Annotated in this window: 25 protein-coding genes and 1 pseudogene; 17 read left to right on the top strand and 9 right to left on the bottom strand. The window is 56.5% G+C overall.

Translation table 11 applies throughout. The features are described from left to right. Nucleotides 1-8: 8 nt before the first annotated feature. The 4 genes from D3791_RS06910 (at nucleotide 9) to D3791_RS06895 (ending at nucleotide 2,189) form a co-directional block, all read left to right on the top strand. Nucleotides 9-263, top strand: coding sequence for a hypothetical protein (locus D3791_RS06910; protein ID WP_172511714.1), 255 nt, complete (start codon nucleotides 9-11; stop codon nucleotides 261-263). A gap of 167 nt (nucleotides 264-430) precedes the next feature. Continuing rightward, nucleotides 431-586 carry a hypothetical protein gene (locus tag D3791_RS06905; RefSeq protein WP_172511713.1) on the top strand — a complete coding sequence of 52 codons (156 nt, stop codon included), beginning with the start codon at nucleotides 431-433 and terminating at the stop codon, nucleotides 584-586. 18 nt (nucleotides 587-604) lie between these two features. Then, nucleotides 605-1,576: a hypothetical protein gene (locus tag D3791_RS06900; RefSeq protein ID WP_172511712.1), complete on the top strand. Its 972-nt coding sequence runs from the start codon at nucleotides 605-607 to the stop codon at nucleotides 1,574-1,576. A gap of 97 nt (nucleotides 1,577-1,673) precedes the next feature. After that, nucleotides 1,674-2,189 (top strand): GNAT family N-acetyltransferase, encoded by a 516-nt coding sequence (locus tag D3791_RS06895; protein WP_246242411.1) that lies wholly within the window; start codon nucleotides 1,674-1,676, stop codon nucleotides 2,187-2,189. A gap of 10 nt (nucleotides 2,190-2,199) precedes the next feature. Here the strand turns inward: D3791_RS06895 and D3791_RS06890 are convergent, their stop codons facing one another. Beyond that, entirely contained in the window at nucleotides 2,200-2,574 is a 375-nt protein-coding gene (locus D3791_RS06890; protein WP_172511711.1) for an ArsR/SmtB family transcription factor, read from the bottom strand. Nucleotides 2,575-2,683: 109 nt separating this feature from the next. On the opposite strand from D3791_RS06890, the gene arsB reads away from it, so the two are divergent. The 3 genes from arsB to D3791_RS06875 are packed head-to-tail and all read left to right on the top strand — an operon-like array spanning nucleotide 2,684 to nucleotide 5,648. Then, the gene (gene arsB / locus D3791_RS06885) at nucleotides 2,684-3,772 is read left to right on the top strand and encodes an ACR3 family arsenite efflux transporter (RefSeq protein ID WP_281350623.1); all 1,089 of its coding nucleotides are present in this window, start codon (nucleotides 2,684-2,686) and stop codon (nucleotides 3,770-3,772) included. Between the two features lie 11 nt (nucleotides 3,773-3,783). Beyond that, on the top strand, nucleotides 3,784-4,197 hold the full coding sequence (locus D3791_RS06880) for an arsenate reductase ArsC (RefSeq protein WP_022875775.1): 414 nt from the start codon (nucleotides 3,784-3,786) through the stop codon (nucleotides 4,195-4,197). 35 nt (nucleotides 4,198-4,232) lie between these two features. Then, on the top strand, nucleotides 4,233-5,648 hold the full coding sequence (locus D3791_RS06875) for an FAD-dependent oxidoreductase (RefSeq protein ID WP_022875774.1): 1,416 nt from the start codon (nucleotides 4,233-4,235) through the stop codon (nucleotides 5,646-5,648). A 60-nt stretch (nucleotides 5,649-5,708) separates the two neighbouring features. On the opposite strand, the gene D3791_RS06870 is transcribed toward D3791_RS06875, so the two are convergent. Both D3791_RS06870 and D3791_RS06865 read right to left on the bottom strand, forming a co-directional pair. Continuing rightward, complete coding sequence (locus D3791_RS06870; RefSeq protein ID WP_022875773.1) at nucleotides 5,709-6,905, bottom strand: Fic family protein; 1,197 nt, start codon at nucleotides 6,903-6,905, stop codon at nucleotides 5,709-5,711. A 530-nt stretch (nucleotides 6,906-7,435) separates the two neighbouring features. Further along, the gene (locus D3791_RS06865; RefSeq protein WP_172511710.1) at nucleotides 7,436-7,810 is read right to left on the bottom strand and encodes a FadR/GntR family transcriptional regulator; all 375 of its coding nucleotides are present in this window, start codon (nucleotides 7,808-7,810) and stop codon (nucleotides 7,436-7,438) included. Between D3791_RS06865 and D3791_RS06860 the strand changes: the two genes are divergently transcribed. Both D3791_RS06860 and D3791_RS06855 read left to right on the top strand, forming a co-directional pair. After that, entirely contained in the window at nucleotides 7,788-9,014 is a 1,227-nt protein-coding gene (locus D3791_RS06860) for a tripartite tricarboxylate transporter permease (RefSeq protein WP_425483152.1), read from the top strand. The two genes, D3791_RS06865 and D3791_RS06860, sit on opposite strands and share 23 nt — an antisense overlap. Before the next feature lie 478 nt (nucleotides 9,015-9,492). Continuing rightward, complete coding sequence (locus D3791_RS06855) at nucleotides 9,493-10,956, top strand: amino acid permease (protein WP_172511709.1); 1,464 nt, start codon at nucleotides 9,493-9,495, stop codon at nucleotides 10,954-10,956. A gap of 241 nt (nucleotides 10,957-11,197) precedes the next feature. Here the strand turns inward: D3791_RS06855 and D3791_RS06850 are convergent, their stop codons facing one another. Both D3791_RS06850 and D3791_RS06845 read right to left on the bottom strand, forming a co-directional pair. Beyond that, entirely contained in the window at nucleotides 11,198-11,506 is a 309-nt protein-coding gene (locus D3791_RS06850) for a ferredoxin (RefSeq protein WP_172510948.1), read from the bottom strand. 132 nt (nucleotides 11,507-11,638) lie between these two features. Then, nucleotides 11,639-12,256: an acyl-CoA desaturase gene (locus tag D3791_RS06845; RefSeq protein WP_216847365.1), complete on the bottom strand. Its 618-nt coding sequence runs from the start codon at nucleotides 12,254-12,256 to the stop codon at nucleotides 11,639-11,641. Nucleotides 12,257-12,770: 514 nt separating this feature from the next. Between D3791_RS06845 and D3791_RS06840 the strand changes: the two genes are divergently transcribed. Further along, nucleotides 12,771-13,148, top strand: a complete 378-nt coding sequence (locus D3791_RS06840; RefSeq protein ID WP_172511708.1) for a VOC family protein — start codon at nucleotides 12,771-12,773, stop codon at nucleotides 13,146-13,148. 7 nt (nucleotides 13,149-13,155) lie between these two features. On the opposite strand, the gene D3791_RS06835 is transcribed toward D3791_RS06840, so the two are convergent. After that, entirely contained in the window at nucleotides 13,156-13,455 is a 300-nt protein-coding gene (locus D3791_RS06835; RefSeq protein WP_172511707.1) for a hypothetical protein, read from the bottom strand. Between the two features lie 283 nt (nucleotides 13,456-13,738). Here D3791_RS06835 and D3791_RS06830 point away from each other — a divergent pair. After that, nucleotides 13,739-13,930: pseudogene (locus tag D3791_RS06830) on the top strand (IS110 family transposase); the annotation flags it as partial. An 82-nt stretch (nucleotides 13,931-14,012) separates the two neighbouring features. Here D3791_RS06830 and D3791_RS06825 read toward each other — a convergent pair. The 3 genes from D3791_RS06825 to D3791_RS06815 are packed head-to-tail and all read right to left on the bottom strand — an operon-like array spanning nucleotide 14,013 to nucleotide 16,370. Then, entirely contained in the window at nucleotides 14,013-14,912 is a 900-nt protein-coding gene (locus D3791_RS06825) for an EamA family transporter (protein WP_343034530.1), read from the bottom strand. Then, nucleotides 14,909-15,628 carry a B3/B4 domain-containing protein gene (locus tag D3791_RS06820; RefSeq protein ID WP_172511706.1) on the bottom strand — a complete coding sequence of 240 codons (720 nt, stop codon included), beginning with the start codon at nucleotides 15,626-15,628 and terminating at the stop codon, nucleotides 14,909-14,911. The genes D3791_RS06825 and D3791_RS06820 overlap by 4 nt, the downstream gene beginning before the upstream one ends. Next, a complete protein-coding gene (locus D3791_RS06815; protein ID WP_343034529.1) occupies nucleotides 15,618-16,370 on the bottom strand; it encodes a helix-turn-helix domain-containing protein in 753 nt (250 codons plus the stop codon). Before D3791_RS06815 ends, D3791_RS06820 begins: the two co-directional genes overlap by 11 nt. Before the next feature lie 72 nt (nucleotides 16,371-16,442). Between D3791_RS06815 and D3791_RS06810 the strand changes: the two genes are divergently transcribed. From D3791_RS06810 to D3791_RS06785, 6 genes are all read left to right on the top strand, one after another. Next, nucleotides 16,443-16,892, top strand: coding sequence for a YybH family protein (locus D3791_RS06810; RefSeq protein ID WP_246242404.1), 450 nt, complete (start codon nucleotides 16,443-16,445; stop codon nucleotides 16,890-16,892). Then, the gene (locus D3791_RS06805; protein ID WP_172511704.1) at nucleotides 16,889-18,271 is read left to right on the top strand and encodes a purine-cytosine permease family protein; all 1,383 of its coding nucleotides are present in this window, start codon (nucleotides 16,889-16,891) and stop codon (nucleotides 18,269-18,271) included. Before D3791_RS06810 ends, D3791_RS06805 begins: the two co-directional genes overlap by 4 nt. 169 nt (nucleotides 18,272-18,440) lie before the next feature. Beyond that, a complete protein-coding gene (locus tag D3791_RS06800; protein ID WP_246242547.1) occupies nucleotides 18,441-19,433 on the top strand; it encodes a pyridoxal-phosphate dependent enzyme in 993 nt (330 codons plus the stop codon). Further along, a complete protein-coding gene (locus tag D3791_RS06795; protein ID WP_172511702.1) occupies nucleotides 19,430-21,052 on the top strand; it encodes an FAD/NAD(P)-binding protein in 1,623 nt (540 codons plus the stop codon). The genes D3791_RS06800 and D3791_RS06795 overlap by 4 nt, the downstream gene beginning before the upstream one ends. A gap of 53 nt (nucleotides 21,053-21,105) precedes the next feature. Further along, nucleotides 21,106-22,464, top strand: a complete 1,359-nt coding sequence (locus tag D3791_RS06790) for an alanine racemase (protein ID WP_172511701.1) — start codon at nucleotides 21,106-21,108, stop codon at nucleotides 22,462-22,464. Nucleotides 22,465-22,527: 63 nt separating this feature from the next. Continuing rightward, the gene (locus tag D3791_RS06785) at nucleotides 22,528-24,129 is read left to right on the top strand and encodes a bifunctional phosphatase PAP2/diacylglycerol kinase family protein (protein WP_172511700.1); all 1,602 of its coding nucleotides are present in this window, start codon (nucleotides 22,528-22,530) and stop codon (nucleotides 24,127-24,129) included. Nucleotides 24,130-24,157: the final 28 nt, after the last annotated feature.

The raw sequence follows: 24,157 nt of genomic DNA, 5'->3' as shown, positions 1-24,157 counted from the left end.
GCCAATTCTTGAGCGAAAGCTGGAAGATGAGCAGCGGGCCGAGTGCAGCGAAGAACACCGTCAGCCACCATGTTGAATTCCAGCCTCCGGTCCATGAAGCCATCGCGGCCAGCAGCATCGGTCCCGTAAAAATTGCCGATATTGAAGAGCTGCTGGTGTCACGGAAGACGCAGACATTTGATAACGAGTTGGTAGGACTGACTATAGACAGGATGGGACGCGCTCATAGCTTATGGCGGGTCGACCTGAGGGTTCGAGTTTGAATCTGTTCAGTCGACGGTGGGTGGTGGTGTCATCTGAGGCATGGCGATGGTAACGGTAAGAGCACGGTATGGTGAACTGCCTTGCCACCCCTTTTGTCTAGATGCATGATTCACCGGTGGTCGGGATCCTGGCCGCATTCCTTTCGCCTCAATGGGGAGACAAAACTATGCGAAAGATCTTGTATAGAACAACTCTGGGCCTGAGCGCGGTGGCTTTGGCAAAGTCGGGAGCCGGTGCCGCCCAAGCGAGCCCGGTTGTTGAAGAGGAATACTACGGGTTCTCCGTGAAAATGGTTCATGAAGGCTCGTTGGACGGGCTGTAGGGTAATGTCCATGCGATTTTGATCAGCGGATATCCTGATGGTTATTCTCCTGCGTACATCGAATCCTATAACTGTGAACCGGGAGAATCGATCGATCAGGAAGGCGCTTGCGACCTGCTCTCCGCGCATGAAGTCAGCGGAGAGAATACCGTGGCGAATATCGACCCGGAATTGGCATCGGCATCGATCTCGGGAACCTTCATCAACTACATCTACAACGATGAGTCAGGAGAATTCGAGGTCGGCGGAGAATATCCGGTTGATCTTGTGGTGACCGGAGTTGGTGAAGTAATCACTGATTCGTGGCGGCACCACAGTTCCACGAACAGCTACAGCACCCGCGAAGCCACGGTGTCCGGAACGTTCGGTTCTATCGATTTCTCGTCCGCCACTGCGGTGCTGGAGCGTTCGGAAGGCCGGGCCATTGTGCCACCGGTGGAGCACTTGCAGAATCATGATCAGATGATGAAGCTGTTCTGGACCGAAATCGGAGAGCTGGAGGGTGTCGCGGGAGATGCGCACACCGGATATGTGGGCCTGTGGGAGGACGGGAGTGGTTACGGGGTGATCACCGATTGGACCTGTCCCGAGGACGAAGTTCCTCCAACGCAATCCAACGGTGGTGCAGACTCGAATTGCGTCGAGAACGGGACCCGGGATCTGTACGTTGACGAGCCGCTGGAAGTCTCAATGGACACCCGGCTAACGGGGGCCACAGCAGTTGGCGCCATGGTGCAACTGGATTGGGAGTCGGGCACCTTCAAGGAAGTGCCGGTTGATATCACAGCCGTGGGCCAAGGCGAAGTCGAGAAATTTGAGTATCGCCAGCGGATCCATGAGGATGGCCAGATTGTTGTCGAAAATTATTCGACTGATACACGAGCCTTAACGGCCACCGAGACAATCGGTGCCATGGGCCTGGGGGATGACGCTGATGATGCCACTTCGGGTGAGCTGGCAATCGATCGGTTCGTTTCGATAGCCAAGTAAGAGAGCTGGCAAGCGGCGCGAGCAGATGGGGATGCTCGCACCGCTTGTTTTCTGCTCGCCTGCCTGCGGAATTCAACGACGGTTATAGGATGTGGGTGTGGCGATCAACAAGGAACTCGGCTTCCAAATCATCGATATGACCGAAAAGCACTGGGATGAATTAGCCCGGATTTATGCGGCTGGAATTTCCAGCGGCCTGGCGACCTTCGAATCCGAGCCACCGGCCCGGGAGAAATTCTTGCGGAGCAAAATCGCTGCTCTGAACATCGTGGCCCTGTCACCATCGGATGAAGTGCTTGGCTGGGCAGCCGCCGGGCCGATTTCTGAGCGGCCTGCCTACCGTGGAGTCATTGAGCATTCGGTGTATGTTGATCCGAAAAGTTCCGGCCGGGGAGTCGGGCAGGCATTGCTGAACGAACTCGTCAGCCGCGCCAGGGAGCTTGGCTATTGGACCATTCAGTCCTCGATTATCGCCCAGAACAAGGCGAGCCGTTCCCTGCATCTGAAAGCCGGGTTCCGCGAGGTGGGCCGGCGCGAGCGCATCGCACAGGGCGCTCGGGGCGAGGTGGCCGGACAGTGGCTGGATACTTACCTCTATGAGTTGAGGCTCTAGAGTCTTTCGACTACTTCTTGGGTGTCACGAGGGTGGAACTCAGCGATTCCAGAGCTCCCGGCACGAGGGAAAAGTAGGCCCAGACTCCGCGCTTTTCGCGATGCAGGATGCCGGCATCCACCAGGATTTTCAGGTGATGCGAGACGGTGGGCTGCTTGAGTCCCAGCGGTTCTGGCAAGTCGCAGACGCAGGTCTCTTCGCTGTCGTTCGCGGCAACAATCGAGAGAATACGCAGGCGGTTGGGGTCGCTCAGCGCCTTGAATCGTGCAGCCAGCTGCTCTGCTTCTTCGGCCTGCAAGACGTTGTCGCCTTGGGCTGGTACGCAGCACGGGGCATCAAGGATCTCGGCTTCGAGTTCCGTTGAATTCACTGCGTTCGCGCTCATATTTTCGTGCTTTCTTGTTGATCCTGCCATATATTGACAAACATCTATATATGTCATCATACTCAAGATATCGATAATCGTCGATGTCTAATCTTGGAGTGATGACTCAGTGACAGCCGCGCCCGCGCCAGACACCGCCCCCGTGGTGCAAAAGCTTTCTTTCCTCGACCGATATCTCGCGCTGTGGATCCTGCTTGCTATGGCCGTGGGTCTGGGAATCGGCCGTATCTTCCCGAAGCTCGGGGAATTGCTTGACCAGTTCACCGTCGCCGGGGTCTCGATTCCAATTGCCATCGGTTTGCTGGTGATGATGTACCCCGTCTTGGCCAAGGTCCGCTACAACGAAACCGGCAAGGTTCTGGCCGATAAGAAGCTCATGATCACCTCGCTGGTGATCAACTGGGTGCTCGCACCAGCCTTCATGTTCGTGCTGGCCTGGATCTTCCTTGCTGACTTGCCCGAGTACCGCACCGGGTTGATCATTGTCGGCTTGGCCCGCTGCATCGCCATGGTGTTCATCTGGAACGACCTGGCCTGTGGGGACCGCGAGGCCGCGGCCGTCCTGGTAGCCATCAACTCGATCTTCCAAGTCATCGCCTTCGGCGCGCTGGGCTGGTTCTACCTCCAGCTGCTGCCATCTTGGCTAGGACTGGAAACCACCAGCGCAGAATTCTCCATCGCAGCAATCACCGCCTCGGTCCTGGTGTTCCTCGGCATTCCATTGGTGGCTGGATTCTTGACTCGCATCCTTGGCGAAAAAGCCAAGGGACGCGAATGGTACGAAGGCAAGTTCCTCCCGAAAATCGGGCCTTGGGCGCTCTACGGTTTGCTGTTCACCATCGTCCTGCTCTTCGCCTTGCAGGGAGATAACATCACTTCCAAGCCATTGGATGTGCTTCGCATGGCGATCCCGCTGCTCACCTACTTCGTAGTCGTTTTTGGCGCTGGCATGTTCATCGGCAGGGCGCTGAATCTCGGCTACCCGCGCACCACCACGCTGGCCTTTACCGCCGCAGGAAACAACTTCGAATTGGCCATTGCGGTAGCCATCGCCACCTTCGGTGCAACCAGCGGCCAGGCCTTGGCCGGCGTTGTCGGCCCGCTGATCGAGGTGCCCATCCTGGTAGCCCTGGTTTACGTGGCCCTTTGGTCACGCAAGTTCTTTCCTTCCACCCAACTCGCCACCACTTCAGCCTAAGGAACATCATCATGACTGATATCAATAAGCCCTCGGTGCTCTTCGTCTGCATCCACAATGCAGGACGCTCGCAAATGGCCGCCGCCTACCTTTCGCATCTGGCCCAGGGAAGGATCGAGGTCCGCTCGGCAGGTTCCGCCCCGGCTGATTCCGTCAACCCCGCAGCGGTGCAGGCGATGGCCGAAGAAGGCATCGACATGTCGGCAGAAACCCCGAAGATCCTCACCACCGAAGCGGTCAAGGAATCTGATGTCGTGATCACCATGGGCTGCGGGGACACCTGCCCGATCTTCCCAGGCAAGCGCTACGAAGACTGGAAGCTCGATGATCCAGCAGGCCAGGGCGTGGAGGCCGTTCGCCCGATTCGCGATGAGATCCGCGGGCGGATTGAAACCCTGATTTCCGAGTTACTTCCAGCCAACTAATCACCTACCGTTGTCAGCAAGGTAAGGAGAAATCCATGAGCCAGCCGTATCCAGTGATTGTCATCGGTGCCGGGCCTATCGGCCTGGCCACCGCCGCACACCTGCGCGAACGCGGACAGGAAGTCCTGGTTCTGGAATCAGGGGAGCATGCGGGCGCCGCCATGCAACAGTGGGCGCACATTAAGCTCTTCTCTCCTTGGCGATTCAACATCGACGCCGCAGCCAGGCGCCTGCTGGAAACCCCATGCGAAGGATATGCGGGGGACTGGGAAGCGCCTCGGATCACCAAGCTACCCACCGGTGGAGAACTGGTACGCGAGTACCTGGAACCTCTGGCTGCCCACCCCGAAATGCAGCCGCGTATCCGGTATGGCCACCGCGTGGTGAAGGTGAGTCGTTTGCTGGAGGATGGCCGCGGAGCTGATAAGGCGCGCACCGCAGGGCGCGACGAGTCAGCATTCCTGGTACGTACGGAAACCGCGGATGGACCGGTGGACCTGATCGGCCGCGCCGTGGTGGATGCTAGCGGCACCTGGAACCAGCCAAGCCCGGTCGGCCGAGCGGGTATCGACGCCATCGGTGAAGCCGAAGCTCGCGAACGCGGATTCATCCTCGGTGGACTTCCTGACCCGCTGGGCGCCGACCGGCAGGAACTAGCAGGAAAATCCTTGCTGGTGCTCGGAGCGGGGCATTCGGCGGCCAATACGATCATCGCCCTGGGCCGCTTGCAGAAGCAGTACCCAGACACGAAGATCCAATGGGGTTTGCGTGGGGTGGCCAACCCGATTCGCCTCTACGGAGGAGGAGCCGCTGACCAATTACCCGCGCGAGGGCAACTAGGCACAAGCCTGCGCCGGCTGGTGGAGAACGGCAACGTGCAACTGCTGGAGAACGTCTCGGTGGCAGCGATGAAGCCTGAAGAGCAACTGACGGTTGTCTTGGCCGACGAGCGAGAGCTGGTGGTGGATCGCATTATTGCCGCGACCGGTTTCCGCCCGGATCTGCAGATGCTTTCTGAGCTGCGTCTGGATCTGGATGAAAGCGTTGAAGCGCCACGGCAATTGGGACCATTGATCGATCCAGAATTCCATAGTTGTGGCACGGTCAGCGCCCACGGGGAGAAGGTTCTGGCACACCCGGAGAAGAACTTCTACATCGTCGGCATGAAGAGCTACGGCCGCGCTCCGACCTTCTTGCTGGCCACCGGCTATGAGCAGATCCGCTCGATCGCCGCTGCGCTCTCCGGGGATGCCCAAGCAGCTGAGCGACTGGAGCTGGAACTGCCGGAAACCGGAGTCTGCTCCACGGATCTGGGTGGCTCGTGCGATGCTCCGGCGCAGCAGGAGTCCTCTTGCTGCAGCAGCGGTCCGCAACCGGTGGCGTTAGGGATACCGACCGGAACCATGCATGGGGGTACTGAATTGGTGGGTAGGCCAAGCGGCGAGTGGTGAGTTTGGTTGAACCCGGCAATCTTCGGCTTATCTCCCGCAGATAATATCAATGGGCTCGGTTCAAGATTTGCTGCGCTTTCCTGCACGTTTAGCGAACCGGTCGATTGCCTGAAGCACTTCGTCGCTACGCCAAAATAATCCGAGCTTGTGCTCGTTTTTTGACTGGAGAACTCCTGCTTCAACCAATGCTTTCAGCGGCGGGTAGACGTTCGGTGTTTTTACGCCGAGGTGTTGTGCTGCGGTTGCCGCAGTAACAACAGGTTGTGTCATAAGCAAATCAAGGATTGCCCACGCGTTGCTTGATTTGCGTGCGTGGAACCGGTCGTTCCATGAATTTCGGAGCTCAGTAATTTCAGTGACGAGCTGCCGTGTGTTCGCGACCGCCCGTAGCGAGGCCGCGGAGAAGGCTTGGATGATGGCCTCTGGTTTGCCTTGCCTGTAGTCGGTGAGTGCCTGATGGTACCCGTCGATGTCTGCTAAAAGCCCGGCGGATACGGGCATGGCTACATTACGCGTAATACCTCGGTGTCGGAGGGTGGACTGAGCTAGTGCACGGCCGGTGCGTCCGTTCCCGTCTGTGAAAGGGTGGATTGCTTCGAACTGGGCGTGAACTAAAGCCACTTGAACCAGCGGGGGAATATCTTGTCGCTGAAGGAAAAGCACAAGGTCATCGACGAGTTCTGGCACACGCGCAGAATGCGGTGCCACGTATTCTGCCCCATGGGGGCTGTGGCTATTGGTGCCGATCCATACCGGTTCATCACGCCACTGACCTGGTGCATGAATATTTTGCGAAGACATGAGAACTTCGTGCATTTTAAGGATTGAGCCGCTGCTTATTTCCTCAGCCAAGTCAATGGCAGCTTCCATCGCTTTGGTATTGGCAGCGATCATTTCTGCGTTGCGACTCTTGATCAGGCCAAGTTCGGCGCTGAAGATAGCTCGTGCGCTGGCGGAAAGGTTTTCGATTTGCGAAGAAGAAGCGGACTCTGACCGTAGCAGTACAGGAGCAAAATTGGCGATCATTGATCCGAGTTCTTGATCGAACCGTATGAGTTCCATGGTTGCTTGCTCTGCATGGCGCAGAGTGCTGGCGTTGAGCCCGCTAATGCTTTGGGACGCGATCTGTGGAGGAATGGCTGCTGCATAGCGCAGTCCTGTGTTGGTGTATTCGGCGTTGACGCCCCAAAAGTGAGCGGAGGACTCCCAAATATGTTCTTCATAGGCGAGTTGTGGCCAGGAATCAGGATTGCTCATAAAGTCCTCCACCAAAATTCTGAGTAACCAATTTACTCATAATTCATACGGCGGACATTATGACTAACAAGCACGCACCTCTCTTATATCGTTGAACCATAGGCATGCAGCATGCGGTTGGCAACGGTAAGTGTTGGGCATCGAGCTCACAATCAGTTGTCAAATTGGAGCAATCGTTTTACCAAAGTTTGCAGATGGTTGCTTCCGTGTTGAAAGCAATGCTCTTCTGGCCTATTCAGAGGCGAACTTCCACATTGTTGGGAAGAAGTCGAAGGTCGTGCCCGACCTTTGCCCGGCACTCAAGGATCCAGTTCCCTTCGTCGTGACTACCCATTCGTTGCCTCCGCGAATAATGATCAGAATCGAAAAGTCGAGTTTTCCACTAAGAGAAGTCTCGCGTGGGTCTTGCTTTCCGATGACCTGTTCAGGGTGATCTGTGAATAATCGCAGGGAGGCACACAGAAGCCGACCGGTTCCCGAGAGTTGCTGGGGAATCGGTCGGCTTGGTGATTGCGACGTGTGGGTGGGAACTAGTGCATCAAATTCGCAAACATCTTCAGGCGCATCGACTTCGCGGTGGCCATATGCGCCTGGATGAGATCGCGCGCCTTGGCGGCATCGCGATCGCGAATGCTGTCAACGATGCTCTGGTGCTCGCCCAGGGAATCAACCCAGCGGGTGCCCACCGACAACGTGGATGAAGGTGCGTGGATCTGGTGCGTGGCCAAGCGCTCCAGCAGGTCCTCCAATACCGGGTTGTGCGCAGCGTGCCATAGCGCCCGGTGGAAGCCGATATTTGTCGACAAGCGGGTGGCGTCATCGGGATCGCTCAGCGCCAGATCGCGATCAACCAGCCCCTGCAGGCGGGCGAGGTCGACCTCGGTGCGCACCGCGGCGTTCATCATGTTCGCCGGCGTCTACTACGGCGGCCTGCTGGCCACCACCGTGGTCGTATTCTTCGCACCGACCCTGGTCAAGCTGGCTACCGCCTTCGGACCGGCCGAATACTTCGCCCTGGCGGTCTTCGCCTTCCTCGCGATTTCCTCGGTGGTTTCCGAATCGATCATCAAGGGCCTGGCGGCTCTGGCCATCGGCCTGGTCTTCGCCCTGGTGCGTGTTGACGGCCCTTCGGGCACCATTCGCTACACCCTGGGCCTGCCGCAGCTCTTCGACGGCATCTCCATTGTCGTGATCACCGTGGGCCTGCTGGCTTTGGGTGAAGTGCTGCACATTGCCTCGCGTATCCACCGCGACCCGGATGCCGAGAAGATCAAGCCCAGCGGACGTCCCCGCCTGCACCGGCACGACATCAAGAAAGCACTGCCTGCATGGTTGCGCGGCACCGCTTTCGGCCTGCCCTTCGGCATCATTCCCGCTGGCGGTTCCGAGGTTCCGACCTTCCTGGCCTACGCCACCGAAAAGCGCCTGGCCAAGCGCCGCGGCGATATCGAGTTCGGCCAGATGGGCTCGATCCGCGGTGCGGCTGCTCCGGAAGCAGCCACGAACGCGACGGCCGGTACCGCCATGGGCGCACTACTGGCGCTGGGCCTGCCGACCTCGGCGACTGCGGCCATCATGATCGCCGCCTTCCAACAGTACGGCATGCAGCCAGACCCGCTGCTCTTCGAACGCAGCGGCCCGATGGTCTGGACCCTGCTCGCCTCGCTGTTCATCGGCCTGGTCATCCTGCTGATAATGAACATGCAGTTCACGGTGCTGTGGGCCAAGCTGCTGCTGGTTCGACGCCAATACCTGTATGCCGGCATTACGGTGCTCTCGGTGCTGGGCGTGTACGCGATCAGCGCGGCCATCTTGGATCTGTGGATCCTACTGGGCGTCGGCCTTCTCGGTTTTGTCATGCGCCGCTACGAGATCCCATTGGCTCCGGTGCTGATTGCCGTGATCCTCGGCCCGCTGGCGGAAACCGAACTGCGCCGCGCGCTGACCGTTTCCGAAGGGGACATGGGAATCCTGGTCTCCAGCCCGATCACCATCGTGCTGTACGCAATCCTCGTGATCACCGTGGCCTTCACCGCGTGGAAGCATATTCGCAGCCGCAAACAGGCTGACGCAGAGTCTGCCTCAGCCAGTGAATTGACCAGCGTCTAGGACCTGCTGAACACGTTGCCGGCGCTTCTTCCCTCCAAGGGAAGAGGCGCCGGCTTCGTGCTGCCGTTGCATAAGGAGCCAGCCAACCAGAACTGGTAAATGACTTGTTAAAAAGTGATTTCTTCCGGGTTTCTGATGCCCATGATCCGCGTTGCTTCTCCACCGAGATCGCTTCGTGGATCCTTCTCCAGGCGGGCATGCCTGGAGAACTTCTTTGACCGGAGTTTGATGTTTGCAGTGGTGGTATGTCCCCGGATTCCGCGTGGATTCGCAGATACATCCGGGGTTATGTTGGGTTCTCGATGGAGGCGTTCAGATGCTGCGCAAGCTTGGTTCACTGAGCGATCCAGTTCTCCATCACCGCCTCTGGAAGCGCAGACACACAATTTCTTCGCTCACAGCGTGGCGTTTATGCTGAACCGTACGAAAAATCATTGCAGCAACGCGTGCAGATTGAACTTTTCTCTAGTGAGGCACCATGGCAGGAACACAAGATCCCTCCAGCAACCCAACCGGAACAACGGCGGAGCCCAAGCGGCTGCGCTCGCGCCACGTCATGATGATTACCCTCGGCGGAATCATCGGCGCAAGCTTGTTCGTCGGTTCGGGCAACGTCATCCGCTCGGTGGGACCAGCGGCAATCATCTCCTACCTCATCGGTGGCCTGCTGGTATTCCTTGCCATGCGGATGCTCGGCGAGATGGCCGCCGCACGACCAACGATCGGTTCCTTCATGGAATACGCCCGGGTAGGGCTGGGCAATTGGGCCGCTTACCTGGTGGGCTGGCTGTACTGGTACTTCTGGGTGGGTGTGCTCGCCTACGAGGCAGTGCTTGGCGGTGAAACCCTGAACTCGTGGTTCACGTTCCTCCCCGCCTGGGCCTGGTCACTGGTGCTGATCCTGATATTCATCGGGACCAACGCCATCTCGGTACGCACCTTCGGAGAGGTCGAATTCTGGCTGGCGAGCATCAAGGTCCTGGCCATCGTGGTCTTCCTCGGAGCCGGTCTGCTCTTCGCCTTGGGCCTATGGCCTGATGCCGAAATCTCGGTCAGCAACCTGTGGGATCACGGAGGCTTTGCCCCGAATGGCTTCGGTGTGGCGCTGACCGGTGTGGCACTGGTGATCTTCTCCTACTTCGGCACTGAGATCGCGGTGATGGCAGCGGCCGAGTCGGAAGACCCAGCCAAGGGAATCAAGCAGGCGACCAGCACCGTGATCTGGCGTATCCTGCTGTTCTTCGTCGGCGCCGTATTGATCATCACCATGGTGATTCCTTGGGATGAGCTGCCTGAACCAGTGAACGTGGCCGCCGCGCCATTCACCAAGGTCTTCGAACTGCTCGGCTTGCCGGGAGCGGCGATCATCATGCAGCTGGTCATCTTCACCGCGGTGATTTCCGTGCTCAACTCCGGCCTGTATTCGGCCTCGCGCATGTTCGCCGCGCTGGCTGACCAGGGCTTCGCACCCAAGTTCGTGGCCCGCCGTTCCAAGAACGGCGTCCCGCTGTGGGCGCTGGTGGCATCCACTTCCGGTGCGGTAATCGCAACCATCGTGAACTTCGCTGCTCCCAATTCGGGAGTCTTCGACTTCATCATGAACTCTGCCGGCCTGGTGGCATTGTTCGTCTACGTCTTCATTTCGCTGACGCAGATGCGCTTGCGCCAGAAGATGACCCCCGAAGAGGTTGCCGGCTTGAAGCTGAAGATGTGGCTGCACCCGTGGCTGAACATCCTGCTGTTTGTCGCTATCGCCGGCGTGCTGGGAGTCATGCTCAGCTCCGAGAGCGGTCGAACCCAGGTGTGGACCAGCTTGCTGGCCACCGTGGTGCTCGTTGCCTTCTGGCCACTGGTGCGCAAGAACCTGAAGAAGCGCGGAACACCGCAAGATGCCACAGCAATTCACGACGACACCAATAGTGAGCGCATCAGCGAGCACTAGAGATCCTCGATCAGGTGACAAGCGCCCTCAGCCATTGATTATGGCTGGGGGCGTTTGCCGTCCTGGCCAAGAGCTTTGGAAGACGCCGCGAGGAACGCCTACCCGCGAAGACCAGGCATGGACCGAAGCAACGCTGGGGTCAATACGGGCAACGATGCGCCGGCTATAGATTCTTGTGATCAACGATCAGTAAGGCCTCGTTCGCTGTTCGCTGGACGCACTGCTTTGTAGATGCCACTGCCTAGGCTTCGAACCTAGGTGTACCGTTTCTCCATTTTTGAACCGGAATTCGATGATTATCAATCTGGATCGCGCCAGAAGGGCACAGATATTCTGCCTCCAGGGCGGCCTTTTGGTCCTCCGCACCAGGTTCATCCTGCAGCAGCTCCGCAAAACCGCCATTTTCTGGGCGATTCTGAAATATCCGCGGAGCAGTGAACCCGCAATTGCCCGAGGCTACAGACATGGCACCGTGAACTCTAATCTTCATTGTCAGCTCCACTTTGTCGTTCTTTAGCGTCAGCCACGGTATCTCTGGACCAAGGGACATGCGTAGGGATCTTGAGTCCGCAATCCCACCTGATTCAGGTACGAAACGACATGGAACAACGCTTCGGACAAGCTCTTCTCTGTGTATCTAATGCCGAGTTCCTTGCAACGCTGACGGACTAGGCCATGCGTTTCAGGCAGTTGTGGGCGCGGGGATGATCGGAAACAGATGGTGTTCAAGCTGGTATTGTAATCCGTCCATCAGAAACCGAATCAGGGGACCGTCGCTGATATTTCGGGACATGAGAACCTGACGTCTTAAGAAGTCAAGATGAACTCCCCGGGGAACTGTTGGCATCCCGATGTGATTGAGTGCGAAAGCACCGCCCAACATGACCCCGAAGACGACTAGCTGAACACCCAGGAACGCAAGGGTCTTTCCCGGAGGTAGGTATGCCAATAGGAACACCGCAAGAGCGCTATGCCTGGCAATGATCATCAGCAGTTCGACTATCCGATGTCTGACTCCAGAGGTGAAGAGCAACATCTTCAGCGAAGCCACGTGCAAGTTCAATCCTTCAAAACACAGCAAAGGAAGGAAGAACCATCGTTGAAAACGAGATATCTCAGCAGGAAATCCTCTTCGGCGGATGGTGGCTCCAGGGGTGAGAACCAGCACCGTTGAATGAACATCCGGGTCTGCATCTTCCTTATTCGGGTTGGCGTGATGCGAATTGTGTTTTGCCATCCACCAGCTGTAGCTCAGGCCCATCAGCAGTGCAGAAATGCAGCGCGAGTCCATTCGTTCCATGCTCGTGAGGCAAAGATCGAACGATGTGCTGCTTCGTGGGTCAGGAACCCAAGTTGCGTCAAAACGACGCCTGCCAATATCGCTACGGCAAGTTGAAACCAGGTATCGCCGAGAAAGGCGACCGCCACCATGGTGCCCGCCAGTGCAAGTATCCATCCGAGGATGGACGCTGCGTAGTAGGCATGTCTGCGCCGAGCTAAACCCGCGTCATGCACCTAGGCACTTAGCTGACGGTAGCTTTCGTCGCAGCGATGAGAATTCATGAGGAGCCTCGATGCAAGATGAGATTTCCTTGGACTTCCGATGGCGCCGGCAGAGCCCTATGGGTACACCATAGGCTCAGCAGTCTGCCACGTATAGATTTAACAGCTGATGTACAGTGTGGCGAGAAATTGTGAGCGGCCAAGAACCGCCTGCATAGGTGAGGGAAGTACTTTGTCATCCGTCAATACCCATATGAAAGTCTAATGACCAGCTAGTAGTGATCGAGAGCAATGCAGGCTATCGTGAGGAAATGACCTCTTCTAAGATTTCCCTCGGCGCCATCAACATGACCGCTGAAAATCCGCAGGCGCAAGCGACTTTCTGGTCGGCAGTGACCGGCAATGAAATCTCCGGTGGAGGCGACAGCTTCTATCTTGCGCCGAACGGGCCAGACGGATTCGGAATGTTCTTCCAGCCAAGCAGCGAACCACGTCTGCAGTCGCAGGACTCGCATATGGATCTGACTGTTCCTTGGGGCTCCCGTGAAGAGGAAGTCCGGCGAGCGATCGAGTTGGGCGCAACCTACAAGTGGGATGTCCTTGAAGAACACGAACACGTTCAGTGGACCACCCTTGCGGATCCAGAAGGCAACTTGTTCTGCATCGCTGAGCATCCACCGGTGAGCTAGCCAGACATCAGTTCTTATTGTCGGAAGACTCTGGCGAACCCCACACGCGCCGCAAGATGTCCCACGCCTTCTGATCCATCAGCGACGTAGGGGTGATTAAAAGCCGAGGGACATGGCGTTCCTCGGCCAGTCGCAGTTCATATTCCAACGTTTCGGGGCTAATGGCGTCGTCTTTGTCCCGCAAGCCGATCTCGATGCCAAAGCGAGCCTGGTTCTGTTCAACATAGAAGTCGGCTGTGAGTCTTGTAGTAGCTGGTCTGGGATCAGCTGGCAAGGTAGGAACCAGGCCTCCCACGGCCGAGAGCATGACTCATAGTGGACACGACCCTCACGGTGTCATTCGGGAGAATTGTCTGTTCCCGGTAGTGAGCGGCCGGCAGCTAACCGGCCCACCACGGTAGCCTGATCAGAAGACTGTCCACCCCATGGGGTGTGACCCATCACAGTGTTGCTCCGACGGTGACCTTTCTCCCGGACTGGTACCGGCCGCATCCCGGCCGAATGCCCCATCCATGAAAATGAAGGATCACTTCAGCCGCATGCCTATCATCTAGCAGACCGTCACCAAAACATACTCCTACATCATCGGCATGGATACCCACGCGAAAAAGCATGTCTATGCCATCCTCGCCAACACCGGCGAGCACATCGAAACCCGCGACTTCCCCACCACTGAGGCAGGCATCAAACGCGCCATTATCTGGGCCGGGCGCCGCACCGGCGGGGACGCTAGCACCTTGTGGGTCATCGAAGGCTCAGCCTCCTACGGGACCGTGCTAACGCTGACTGTATGAGCTGGATTACGTGTTCACTAGTTGCGGGGAAACTCAAATACATTTATGAACATTAAAGGCGTGGTACCAACTATTTTTGAGTTTCTAAGGGTAAATCAGTGAACGCAAGATCCTGACTCTTACGCCGGCCCCCTCGCTGTGCCCCGGCTCCGGCAGCGATCACGATAATGATGCCAAGGGCCTGGAGCCAGCTTGGAGTCTGGGCCAAAACGAGCAATCCGATAAGAATTCCAAAGGCCGGTTCGATGGAAAGCAATGTACCAAAAGCGGTGTGCGTCATTCGTTTCAGGGCCAGCATCTCCAGTCCAAAGGCGATGACCGGGGTGATGAGGGCAATGCCTGCGGCAGCGGGCAGAGTCCACCACGCAAAATCGTGGCTGATAACTTGTGGCAAACCCACCGGCATCGTTGCGATGGCAGCCACGGGAATGGTCAGCGACAAGCCGCTGATTCCCGAGAAACGATCACCAACGTGTTGAGTGAGTATGTTGTACAAACCCCAACAGGTTCCGGCACCCAATGCGAACAGCACACCTACGCCGTCGATTTTCCCGTGCCACGGTTCGGTGAGCAGTACAACGCCTAGAACGGCCAAAATTGGCCATATCAACGCCTTGCGGTTTTTGCTCATGATCCCCGCAACAGTGAGCGGACCGAGGAACTCGATGGATACGGCAGTGCCCAGAGGGATGCGGTCAACGGCTTCGAGGAACAACGCGGTCATAAAACCGGTGACCACGCCTAGCCCGATCAGCGCTGGGATGTCTTGCTTGCGAATAGAGCGGAACTTTGGGCGCGCGATGATCCAAAGGAAAACAACACCAAAGCACATACGTAGCCATGCTGTGCCGCCGGCGCCAACCTGCCCGATGACAAAGACGGACGTGGCGTTGGATAGCTGGACTGCCAGCATCGCGGTAACTGCCAAGGTCCACGGCGGCAGACCGTTCAGTGTTGAGCGAGGGCTCACTGGGCACCTACCATCCGCTTGGAAACTTGTACTGCGGTGCCCAAAGACTCCAAGGCTTGGCTCAAGGCTTCGCCGGTCGCCTCCAGCTCTTCATCGCTCATGGGTGCCAAAGCATCCAAGATGAAGAAAGCATTAGTGGTGTCTTGGGACAGCGCGGTGCGCTTACCTTGGCGCCAGTTCCAGCGGCGGCAGGTCACCCCGGTGTTATCTCGCCAAATCACTTCGCCTGTTTCAGGGTTTTCAAGCACCACTTCGCCGCCAGCGGTCGTATCAAAGGATTCATCCCCGGTAGCACGGGTGAGCGTGGCCGGTCCGTCGTAGAGATCAAAGTCTTCACCACCAAGCGGAATTTGATGTAGTACAGAAATGGCGTTGTAAATATCAGTCAATGCATTCACACGCGGTAACCCTGCACCCGCGCGACGAGTGAGTGCTTCGAGGCTATTGCGGGTGCGCTGAGGCTTGGCACCAAAACCGCGGTAGGCCTCGCGCCAGGCGCTGATCTGTGGCAACTGGTCCACTGGGGTCGCGGCCAGCAGCTCATTAGCGTGGGCTTCTGCCTTGTTGATCAATTCATGAGCAATCTCAGAATTCGCCCGTGGGTCGATACCTTCAACCACCAGCAACAGTGCGCGGTAGTCCGGGCGTAGTTCTAGGACTGACGGGTCAATAGAGCAGCCGTAGAGGAATTCGGTGGGGGTCAGCCTATTCGTCATTGCTGTTCTCCGTCTTATGTGTGTGGCCCACACCTGGTTCGAATACGCACAGGCTGAATGTGGCGGTGGTCTTGTGAATATTTGAGTAAGAGTGGATGGTGTCCCCGTCAAAGGACATGGCATCACCGGCTTTGAGCTCATGGGATTCACCATCAACTACTACGGTGATAGAGCCTTTAAGGAGGTGCAGAAGTTCGCGGGTTCCTGCAGCGTGGGCTTCGCTCTCGTGGCGCTCGCCGGGAGCTAAATTCCAGTCCCATAGCTCAAGTACTTCAGGGGCTTGGGTGCCAGCCACCAGAATTCCTCGGCCGCCATTCTCACCGTTCCACAAGACGGCGCCTTCGCCTGCCCGCGTCACATTAGAGTGGCGTGCTTCCGGTGGTTCGACCAAGGCGGGCAGTCCTAGTCCCAGCGCATCAGAAAGCTTAAGCAGAATGCTGACGCTGGGGTTGGCTGTTCCTTGCTCAACGTTGATGAGCATGCGGCGGCTGACCCCGGCATGCTCAGCGAGCTGATCCAGCGTCCATTCGTGCTTTTTGCGTTCGTTTTTTACTCGCGTACCGATGGTTTGCGCAAGCCGTTCGGCGTTAATCTCCATGAGTGCATCATACTGCACTAAAAGTGCAAAGCCCATATTTAGTGTCCGGAATGACCGTAACTTCGGGGTAATAGGGCACCTGTCATATGAGCGAAATTCATTGACCGGCACCAATTGATCACCTAGGGTAAACAAAAAATGCATATAGGTAATCCACCTCACGCCATATGCCTACCTAGAAGCGTCCGAATCCGGACCTCAGCCTTGGGAGAACCGTTGAGCACAGTTGCACCTACCGAAAGCGACGTACTGGCCGCCGCCGCCAAGATCGTAGAAGCATTTGGCACGACAAACACTGAAGAATACTTCTCACACTTCGCGCCAGACGCATCCTTCATTTTTCATCCCGAAGCATCCCGCTTAGATGATCGCGCTAGCTACGAAAAGCTTTGGGGCAGCTGGCTAGCTGATGGATGGCAGGTTACCGGTTGCCAGTCCACTGACCAACTCGTTCATGTTTTCGCTGGCGGTGCAGTCTTCAGCCACAGCGTGGCAACACAAACGCGCAGTGGAAATGATCCAGAGAACTACACCATTGACTCTTACGTAGAACGTGAAACTATCGTTTTCCGCCTCGAAGCAGACGGTTCACTCATTGCAATCCACGAGCACCTTTCAACCGTGCCGGAGCAAGCGGCAACTGAAGCCACCGGTGAGACCGCATGAATCTCTACCGCAAATTTGAACAGAAGCTAGAAGCCGGCGCCGAAAGCTCCGGCCCGATTCGCGGACAGCTGGGCACCGGGCGTATTGGCATGATCTGGCTAGCAGCCAACCTCGTGGTGACCACGCTCTTGACCGGCACATTCTTTGTGCCCGGACTGAACTTCTCACTTGCACTGGTGATGATTGTTGTCGGCACGCTAATCGGTGCCGTCATCTTGGTCCTGGTAGGAAACATCGGCACTCGTACCGGGCTGCCCACCATGGCCATCACACGCGGTGCCTTTGGTGCTCGCGGTAGCTTGCTGCCGGTGGCAGCCAATGTCATCGTGCTGATGGGCTGGAGCTGGGTGCAGGCCATGCTGGCAGGCGTCACCGTCAACTACCTCGTTGATTCGCTGACCGGGTTCAGCAATCCCGTCCTATTCTCCGTGATCTGCCAAGTCTTTGTCGTGACTCTGGCACTGTTTGGGCATGAAGGAATTTCGAAAGTTGAACCCTGGCTTGCTGTCTTGATCTTGGCCATCATGGCCTACGTCTTTGCCATGGCCTTCGGCAAATATAATCCTGAAGAGTTTGCTGCGATTCCGGTTGATGCCTCCCTTGGATACACACCGTTCATCGTTCTGGATATCGTGATTGCCACGGCGATTTCATGGACCGTGCTTTCGGCGGATATCAACCGTATGGCTCGCAATACTCGTGCCAGCATTGTCGGTTCAGGCATTGGCTATACGCTTTCTACCGTCTTGGCCATGATCCTTGGCGCCACTGCTATTGGGTACGTCATCCTCTCCGGTGGCCAAGCAACAGAGTTTGACCCAACAATTCTTGTTGCAGCCTTTGGTGCCCCACTGGCTATCGCCATCTTCTTGTCAGTAATGGCTACCAATACAATGGCCGTCTACGGAATGATCACCTCGGTGGTCAACTCCCGTCCCGAACGTAAGTTGCCGTTCTTGGCCACAGCTTTGGTAGTTGGCGCAGTATCTATCCTCGGAGCTACCTGGCTAGCACTACTGGATCAGTTCACTGATTTCTTGACACTCATCGGTGCATTCTTCGTTCCGGTCTTCGCCATCATGATTGTGGACTACTACCTGCTTAAGCGTTCGCGCTACACGCGTGACATCCTGCGCCACAGCGGTGGTGCCTACTGGTACCGCAACGGAGTGAACCCGATTGCCGTTGGCGTGTGGGTGGCAGGTGCGGTTGTCGCCTACCTGCTGACCTACATGTTCCCCAGCCCAATTGGCGCCACGGTTCCATGCTTCTTTGTCAGCTTCCTGCTCTACCTGGCTCTGTCACGGAAAAACCGAGATCAGGGCCACACTGCACCGTCTGAGCACCTGGTAAGGGAGGAATCTCAGAACGTCAGCTGAGCGGCAAGAGTGCACCGTCTGGGGCTTACATCTGAATCCGCGGCACCGGTAGCCATCGCTTCACTTCTACACATAGACTTGCGAAAAACGGGACGAGTCAAGCTCATAGCTACTGACCTGGAAATGACCGTCAGCAGTGTTCTGCGTCGTAAGAATGTGAGTAGTGACTATGGAAGTTACCGGTGCTTTAACACCCTTCAATTCACCGATTGTGAAACTTGAGAGGCTATTCGATTCAAGTGAAATCGAGCTTTTCGCCAAGCTGGATTCACTGCAACTTTCTGGCAGCACCAAGGAACGCACTGCTGAATCTCTGATCACTGCGTTCTTAGAAACAGGTGAACTCAAGCCTGGCGGAATGGTGGTGGAATCAACCTCAGGTAACTTGGGGATCTCACTGGCCCGGCAATGCATCGTGCGAGATATCAACTTTGTTGCCGTGGTTGATGAAAACGCCAACAAATCAGCTCTAGACATCATGCGCGCCTACGGAGCAACCGTAGATCTTGTCATGGATCCACCCGATGGCAACAGGCTAGCCGCGCGCCGCAAACGGGTCGCCCAACTGCTGTCCGAAAACCCTGGTGCGGTGACCACCAACCAGTATGGATCCGCACGCAACCCTGAGGCTCACTACTCTACGACCATGCCAGAAATTATGGAGGCGATGGGAGGAGATCTAGATATGCTCTTTGTCGCCACCAGTACCACGGGCACGATTCTCGGATGCCAAAAGTACGTGCGAGAACATCAGCTCAAAACAAAACTGATTGCGGTGGATGCACTTGGCTCAGTGCTCTTTGGTGGCCAATCGGCAGAACGGCGCCTGCCCGGTCTGGGCGCAGGAATCGTCCCTGATCTGTCCCTAGAAGTGCAGCCCGACGAAGTTTTCCGTATCCCTGAAATTGAGATGGTTCGTGGCTGCCGACTACTGGCCAAACGGGAAGGCATCCTTGCCGGAGCCTCTACCGGAGCAATTGTCGCGGCCATGGGGAAAATGCTCCCAGGCATTCCCCAAGGCTCACGGGTTGCCTTCTTGGTGCACGATTCCGGGGTTCCCTATCTACACACCGTTTACAACGATGAATGGGTGCAAAAAACTCTTGGTGAGTCACCTCAGTCTGCGAACTTGTCTGAGTTAGAAGTTGGCGCTGAACGATGATCCGCATAGCGATGGTCGGTGGCGGCCCAAAGTGTCTGTTTGCTCTGTTGGAACTCAACGATGTGCTCAGCGACAACGAAGGCCAAACTGTTCAGGTTGATGTTTATGACCCCTACCCGCCGGGAGCCGGACGGGTATGGAATACCACGCAGCCCAAAGAACTGAGGCTGAACGTCAACTCGCGCATAATCGACGCGTCTTCTAGTCTGTGCGAAAAGACGTTTGATCAATACAGGCAGCCGCATGCTTCGGATAAAATCCAAGACGTCTTTGCACCACGGGCCGAGGTCGGCGCATACCTCAGCGAGCAATTTGAACTGTTGACCAAACACGGTGAGCTATCGGTATCCCATCGACCGCTGGTGGTTCAGCGGGTTCAACGGCAAGGCGAACAGTGGGCAGTATCAACGACTTCTGGTGCTGAACTCTATGATGAAGTTGTCCTTGCTACCGGCCACGGGTTGGCAGGCTACAAGAATGAAGAGCAACCGGTTTCAACAATTCCCGCAGCAGCGCTGAGCGTGGAACAAGCCCCTGAAGCCATCGCGCAAGTACCAGCTGGAAGTACGGTCAAGATTCGCGGTGCCGCACTGACAGCCTATGACGTGGTCATGGTCTTGACCGAAGGGCGCGGTGGCCGTTGGGAACCTGTTGCCGATGATGCCGGGGGTGCGCTGCGATATCTGCCCAGCGGAAACGAGCCAGCGCTGATCACGATGGTTTCGCGCAAGGGTATTGCGATGACGCCAAAGCCAAGAGACATTGGCGAAGACCTGCACAGCGTTCTGGGCATTTACCAAACTCAACTGCGTGCCTGGGCGGGCTCTTCAACGCCTTATACTAGGAAAATGTGGAGCATCCTGCTGGACTGCGCGAAGCACATCGCTGATTTCAGCGGCGTACCGGCCACCAAGGAATCACTCTGGGACACCGTATGTACCGGTAGATCCGCACAATTCTCAGAACATGAGCGACCTTTTGAACAATTACGCTATAGCCTGGAAGCTAACCGTGGACTAGTAAGCGGAACCCATGAATGGGTGTGGGCGGTAACTTGGTCAAAGCTATATTCAGAACTGGTCCGTGCGCTCTCTAGATATAACTGGAGCCACACCGAGCGAGGAGAATTTAACCTAGCAGCAAGCAACCTTGAACGTATGGCCTTTGGCCCACCAGAGCCCACAGCACAAAAACTGCTAGCCCTGCACGACGCGGGGATCCTGCGCCTCCAACAATCCGTAGCAAGTACAGCTAGTACTGATCAAGGCGAAGATCAAAGAACAGACACCGTTGAAATAGACTCTGTGACTGCCGCGCCGGGCGTGCTCACCGCCGCAGCTCCTCACGGCAAACCAGCGAACTCGCTCATTGATGGCCTGTTGGCGGCAGGAGAAATCATGATCAGGTCCGGCGAGCGCGGACTGCTCACCGACACTGACGGAACCTGCATCGATTCACAGGGCCAACGCAATGAGTCGTTGAGCGCTCTGGGGCGTCCGACGGAGGACCCTACCTTGGGTCATGACACCTTGAACCGAACTTTGCATACCGAGTACCGAGAATGGGTCAAGCGCATTGCAACGCAAGTGACCGTTCAAAGCCAGAAAGTAGCTTATTGATGCCACCGCTGATGCACGGAACCCTACCTCTGACGGCCCGTCTGGAACCATGGATGACAGAACTTGTTGAGAATCCTAAACTCTGCCAAGAACTACTCACCAAGTATGGGTCACCACTAAACGTTCACAACTTCTCATCGATGGCACGGAACATCACCGAGCTACGTGAGGCAGCGGCTGAATATGAGGTTGACTTCCAAATCTATCTAGCGCGCAAGGCCAATAAGACCCTTGGTGCTATCGACAAGGCTTTTGCCGAAGGCTGCGGAGTGGATGTAGCAAGCTTCCACGAATTAGATCAGTGTCTGAAGCGTGGAATCAGCTCCGATTCATTGATTGTCACCGCTGCGGTGAAGTCCCAAGCCCTACTTGAGCTGGCAGTCCAGAACAATGTGGTGCTGAGTCTAGATAATGAAGATGAAGTAGATGATCTACTTCAGATCGCTAACGCTACGAACACTCCAGCCCGGGTTGCCCTGCGACTGGCTTCTGCTGATCCGCAGATCCCACCCACCAGATTCGGACTGAGCGCAGAGCGTTGGCTGGAGTTTTTGGGTGGCGTCACCAATCAAAAGGCGCTCGAAGTCATCGGTGTGCACTTCCACCTCAACGGCTACGACGGTGGGCAGCGCGCAGCAGTGCTGCAGGAGTCACTGGACTTAGTTGATGCGCTGCGTCAGCAAGGTCATTCGGTGAAGTTTGTAGATATGGGCGGCGGTATTCCCATGTCTTATCTTGATGATTCAATCCAGTGGAGAGGATTCTGGGAGGCGCTCGCCGAGCTGCCCGAGGGGGACGAATCTTTGACCTGGAAAGCTGATCGGCTTGGTGCCACGGGCCCGCAGGCCAGCAAGGCCCTATATCCGTATCACCAGCAGTTGATTCGTGGTCCGTGGCTAGAACAGATCCTGACTACCAAGGGAGCCGATGGATCTCAAAGCGTAGCCGAGATGCTCAATGAACGCGGGATTCAGCTGAGGTGTGAACCGGGGCGCTCACTGCTCGATGGCTGTGGGCTCACGCTGTCCCAGGTGGCCTTCACCAAGGAACGCAGTGATGGCGTAAGCCTTGTGGGTCTCCATATGAATCGCACCCAGTGCCGTTCAACGGCTGCAGATTTCCTAGTTGACCCACTGCTGGTCAAGACGGCGGGTAGACATTCAAGACAGCTCGCACCGTACAGCGGCTTCCTCGTAGGTGCTTATTGCATTGAAGAAGAACTCATCTTGCGCCGCCGCTTTGAATTCCCGCAAGGCGTAGCCAAGGGCGACATCGTGGCGTTCCCAAATACCGGGGGATACCTGATGCACATTATTGAAAGTGCCTCTCATCAATTGCCACTGGCCAAAAATTTGAAATGGGATGACGGGCAGTGGGATCTTGACGGTATTGATGAGATTCGTCTGGGATAAAGCCATGTAAGCGCCGGGTTTTGGTCAATTGACTGTTTGCCCTGACACAGTGAGAATCAAGGTATGACGCGAATCTTGAAACCTCTCGGTCGTTTTGATTTGGCGTCACTGGCGCAGGGCCGATTCTTCATGAAGTTCATCTTCTTGTTCACTGGATGGACTCTGCTCTCTACAGTCTGGGGATTAGAAGATCTTGATGAACTGACGCTGGCGCCGTGGATCAATGCGCGCAGCTTTGCAGGACAGATTGCCGAAGCGTTTGCGCTGCTGACTCATCCGGCGCTGGTATTTGCTTTCATTCTGGCGATGGCATTGTGGACCTTGCGACGCCGGATACGACGGTTGGCCGGAGCACTGGGAGCAGTAGCCTTCGTTATTCCGATAACCGCTGGGATTCAGTTCATTACCAACCAGCCGCGTCCAGCTTCGCCCTTTGAAGATTCGCTGACCTATCAAATCTCCGCTTATCCCTCGGCCCATATGGTGGCGGTGTCTGTACTTGCCTGGGTGCTGGCGACCCTGGGCCATGCACAACGACTAACAACTAGTTCAGCGTTGCGTTCGCGACTTATTGCTACCTTATTGATCCTCATGGTCTTAGGCGATCAATGGATAATGCGTACCCAAACAACAAGCCAGCTCATTGGCGGAGTCCTGTTGGGAATCACGTGGGCCAGCGGCGTCCTTGTGGTTACTGGGGTAGGTCCGATACTTCAAGGGTGGGCCGGGCTGGGCCTACCCGTTGAACAAAGTGACAAGCGTGCTGCGGTAATTTACAACCCCACCAAGGTATTGGACTTTGCGCTGTTCAGACGACGTGTGGAGTACGAGTTACAAGCTGCAGGGTGGAAGCCGCCTTTGTGGCTAGAAACCGAACGTGAAAACCCCGGGGGCAAGATGTCTCAGCAGGCTATCGATGCCAACGTTGATGTGGTGATCGTGGCCGGAGGCGACGGCACGGTTCGAATGGTCTGCCAGGAATTAGCCAATCAAGGAATCCCGGTTGCACCGATTCCGGCGGGTACCGGAAACCTGTTAGCCAGGAACCTTGGAGCCTCACTAGATGAGAGCGAAGCCATCCGTACCGCTCTTGCTGGTGAAGCGGTTCCCATTGACTTGATCAGCTGCACCACTGAGGCAGGAAACTCTGTTTGCGCCGTGATGTGTGGTCTAGGTTTTGATGCCAAGATTATGGGCAATACCAATCCAGAGTTGAAAAAGACCATCAAAGCCGTAGCCTACGTGGTAGCTGCGGCACAACAGTTCAGCCTCACACCTTTTGAATGTACTCTCACCATCGATGACCAGCCGATTCAACACCATTCTTCGATCATGACCCTCATTGGCAATGTCGGCCGATTGATGGGTGGAATCAACTTGATCCCTTCCGCCGTCCCCACAGATGGAAAGATCGACGCCATGATCGCTTCGCCCACCGGAGCTCGGGAACTAGCCTCCATAGCTAGAGGAATTGTCCTAGGCACCGATGCGAAGTCGCTGAGCCATCAGCAGGGTCAGGTCATTGAGATTCGAGCGGATCAGCCGGTGGCCTGCCAGCTGGATGGTGACTACGCCGGAGAATCCACGTTCTTCCGGGCTGAGATCATGCCGCAGGCACTATCCATCATGCTTGATGCTGGCGGGCCTCGCCCGTGGCAGAACTAAATCAGTCGAGGCACTGCCAGTGCATAAG

Origin of the sequence: Glutamicibacter mishrai (assembly GCF_012221945.1) — a bacterium.
Taxonomy (GTDB): Bacteria; Actinomycetota; Actinomycetes; order Actinomycetales; family Micrococcaceae; genus Glutamicibacter; species Glutamicibacter mishrai.
This window is presented reverse-complemented; position numbering and strand designations above follow the sequence as displayed.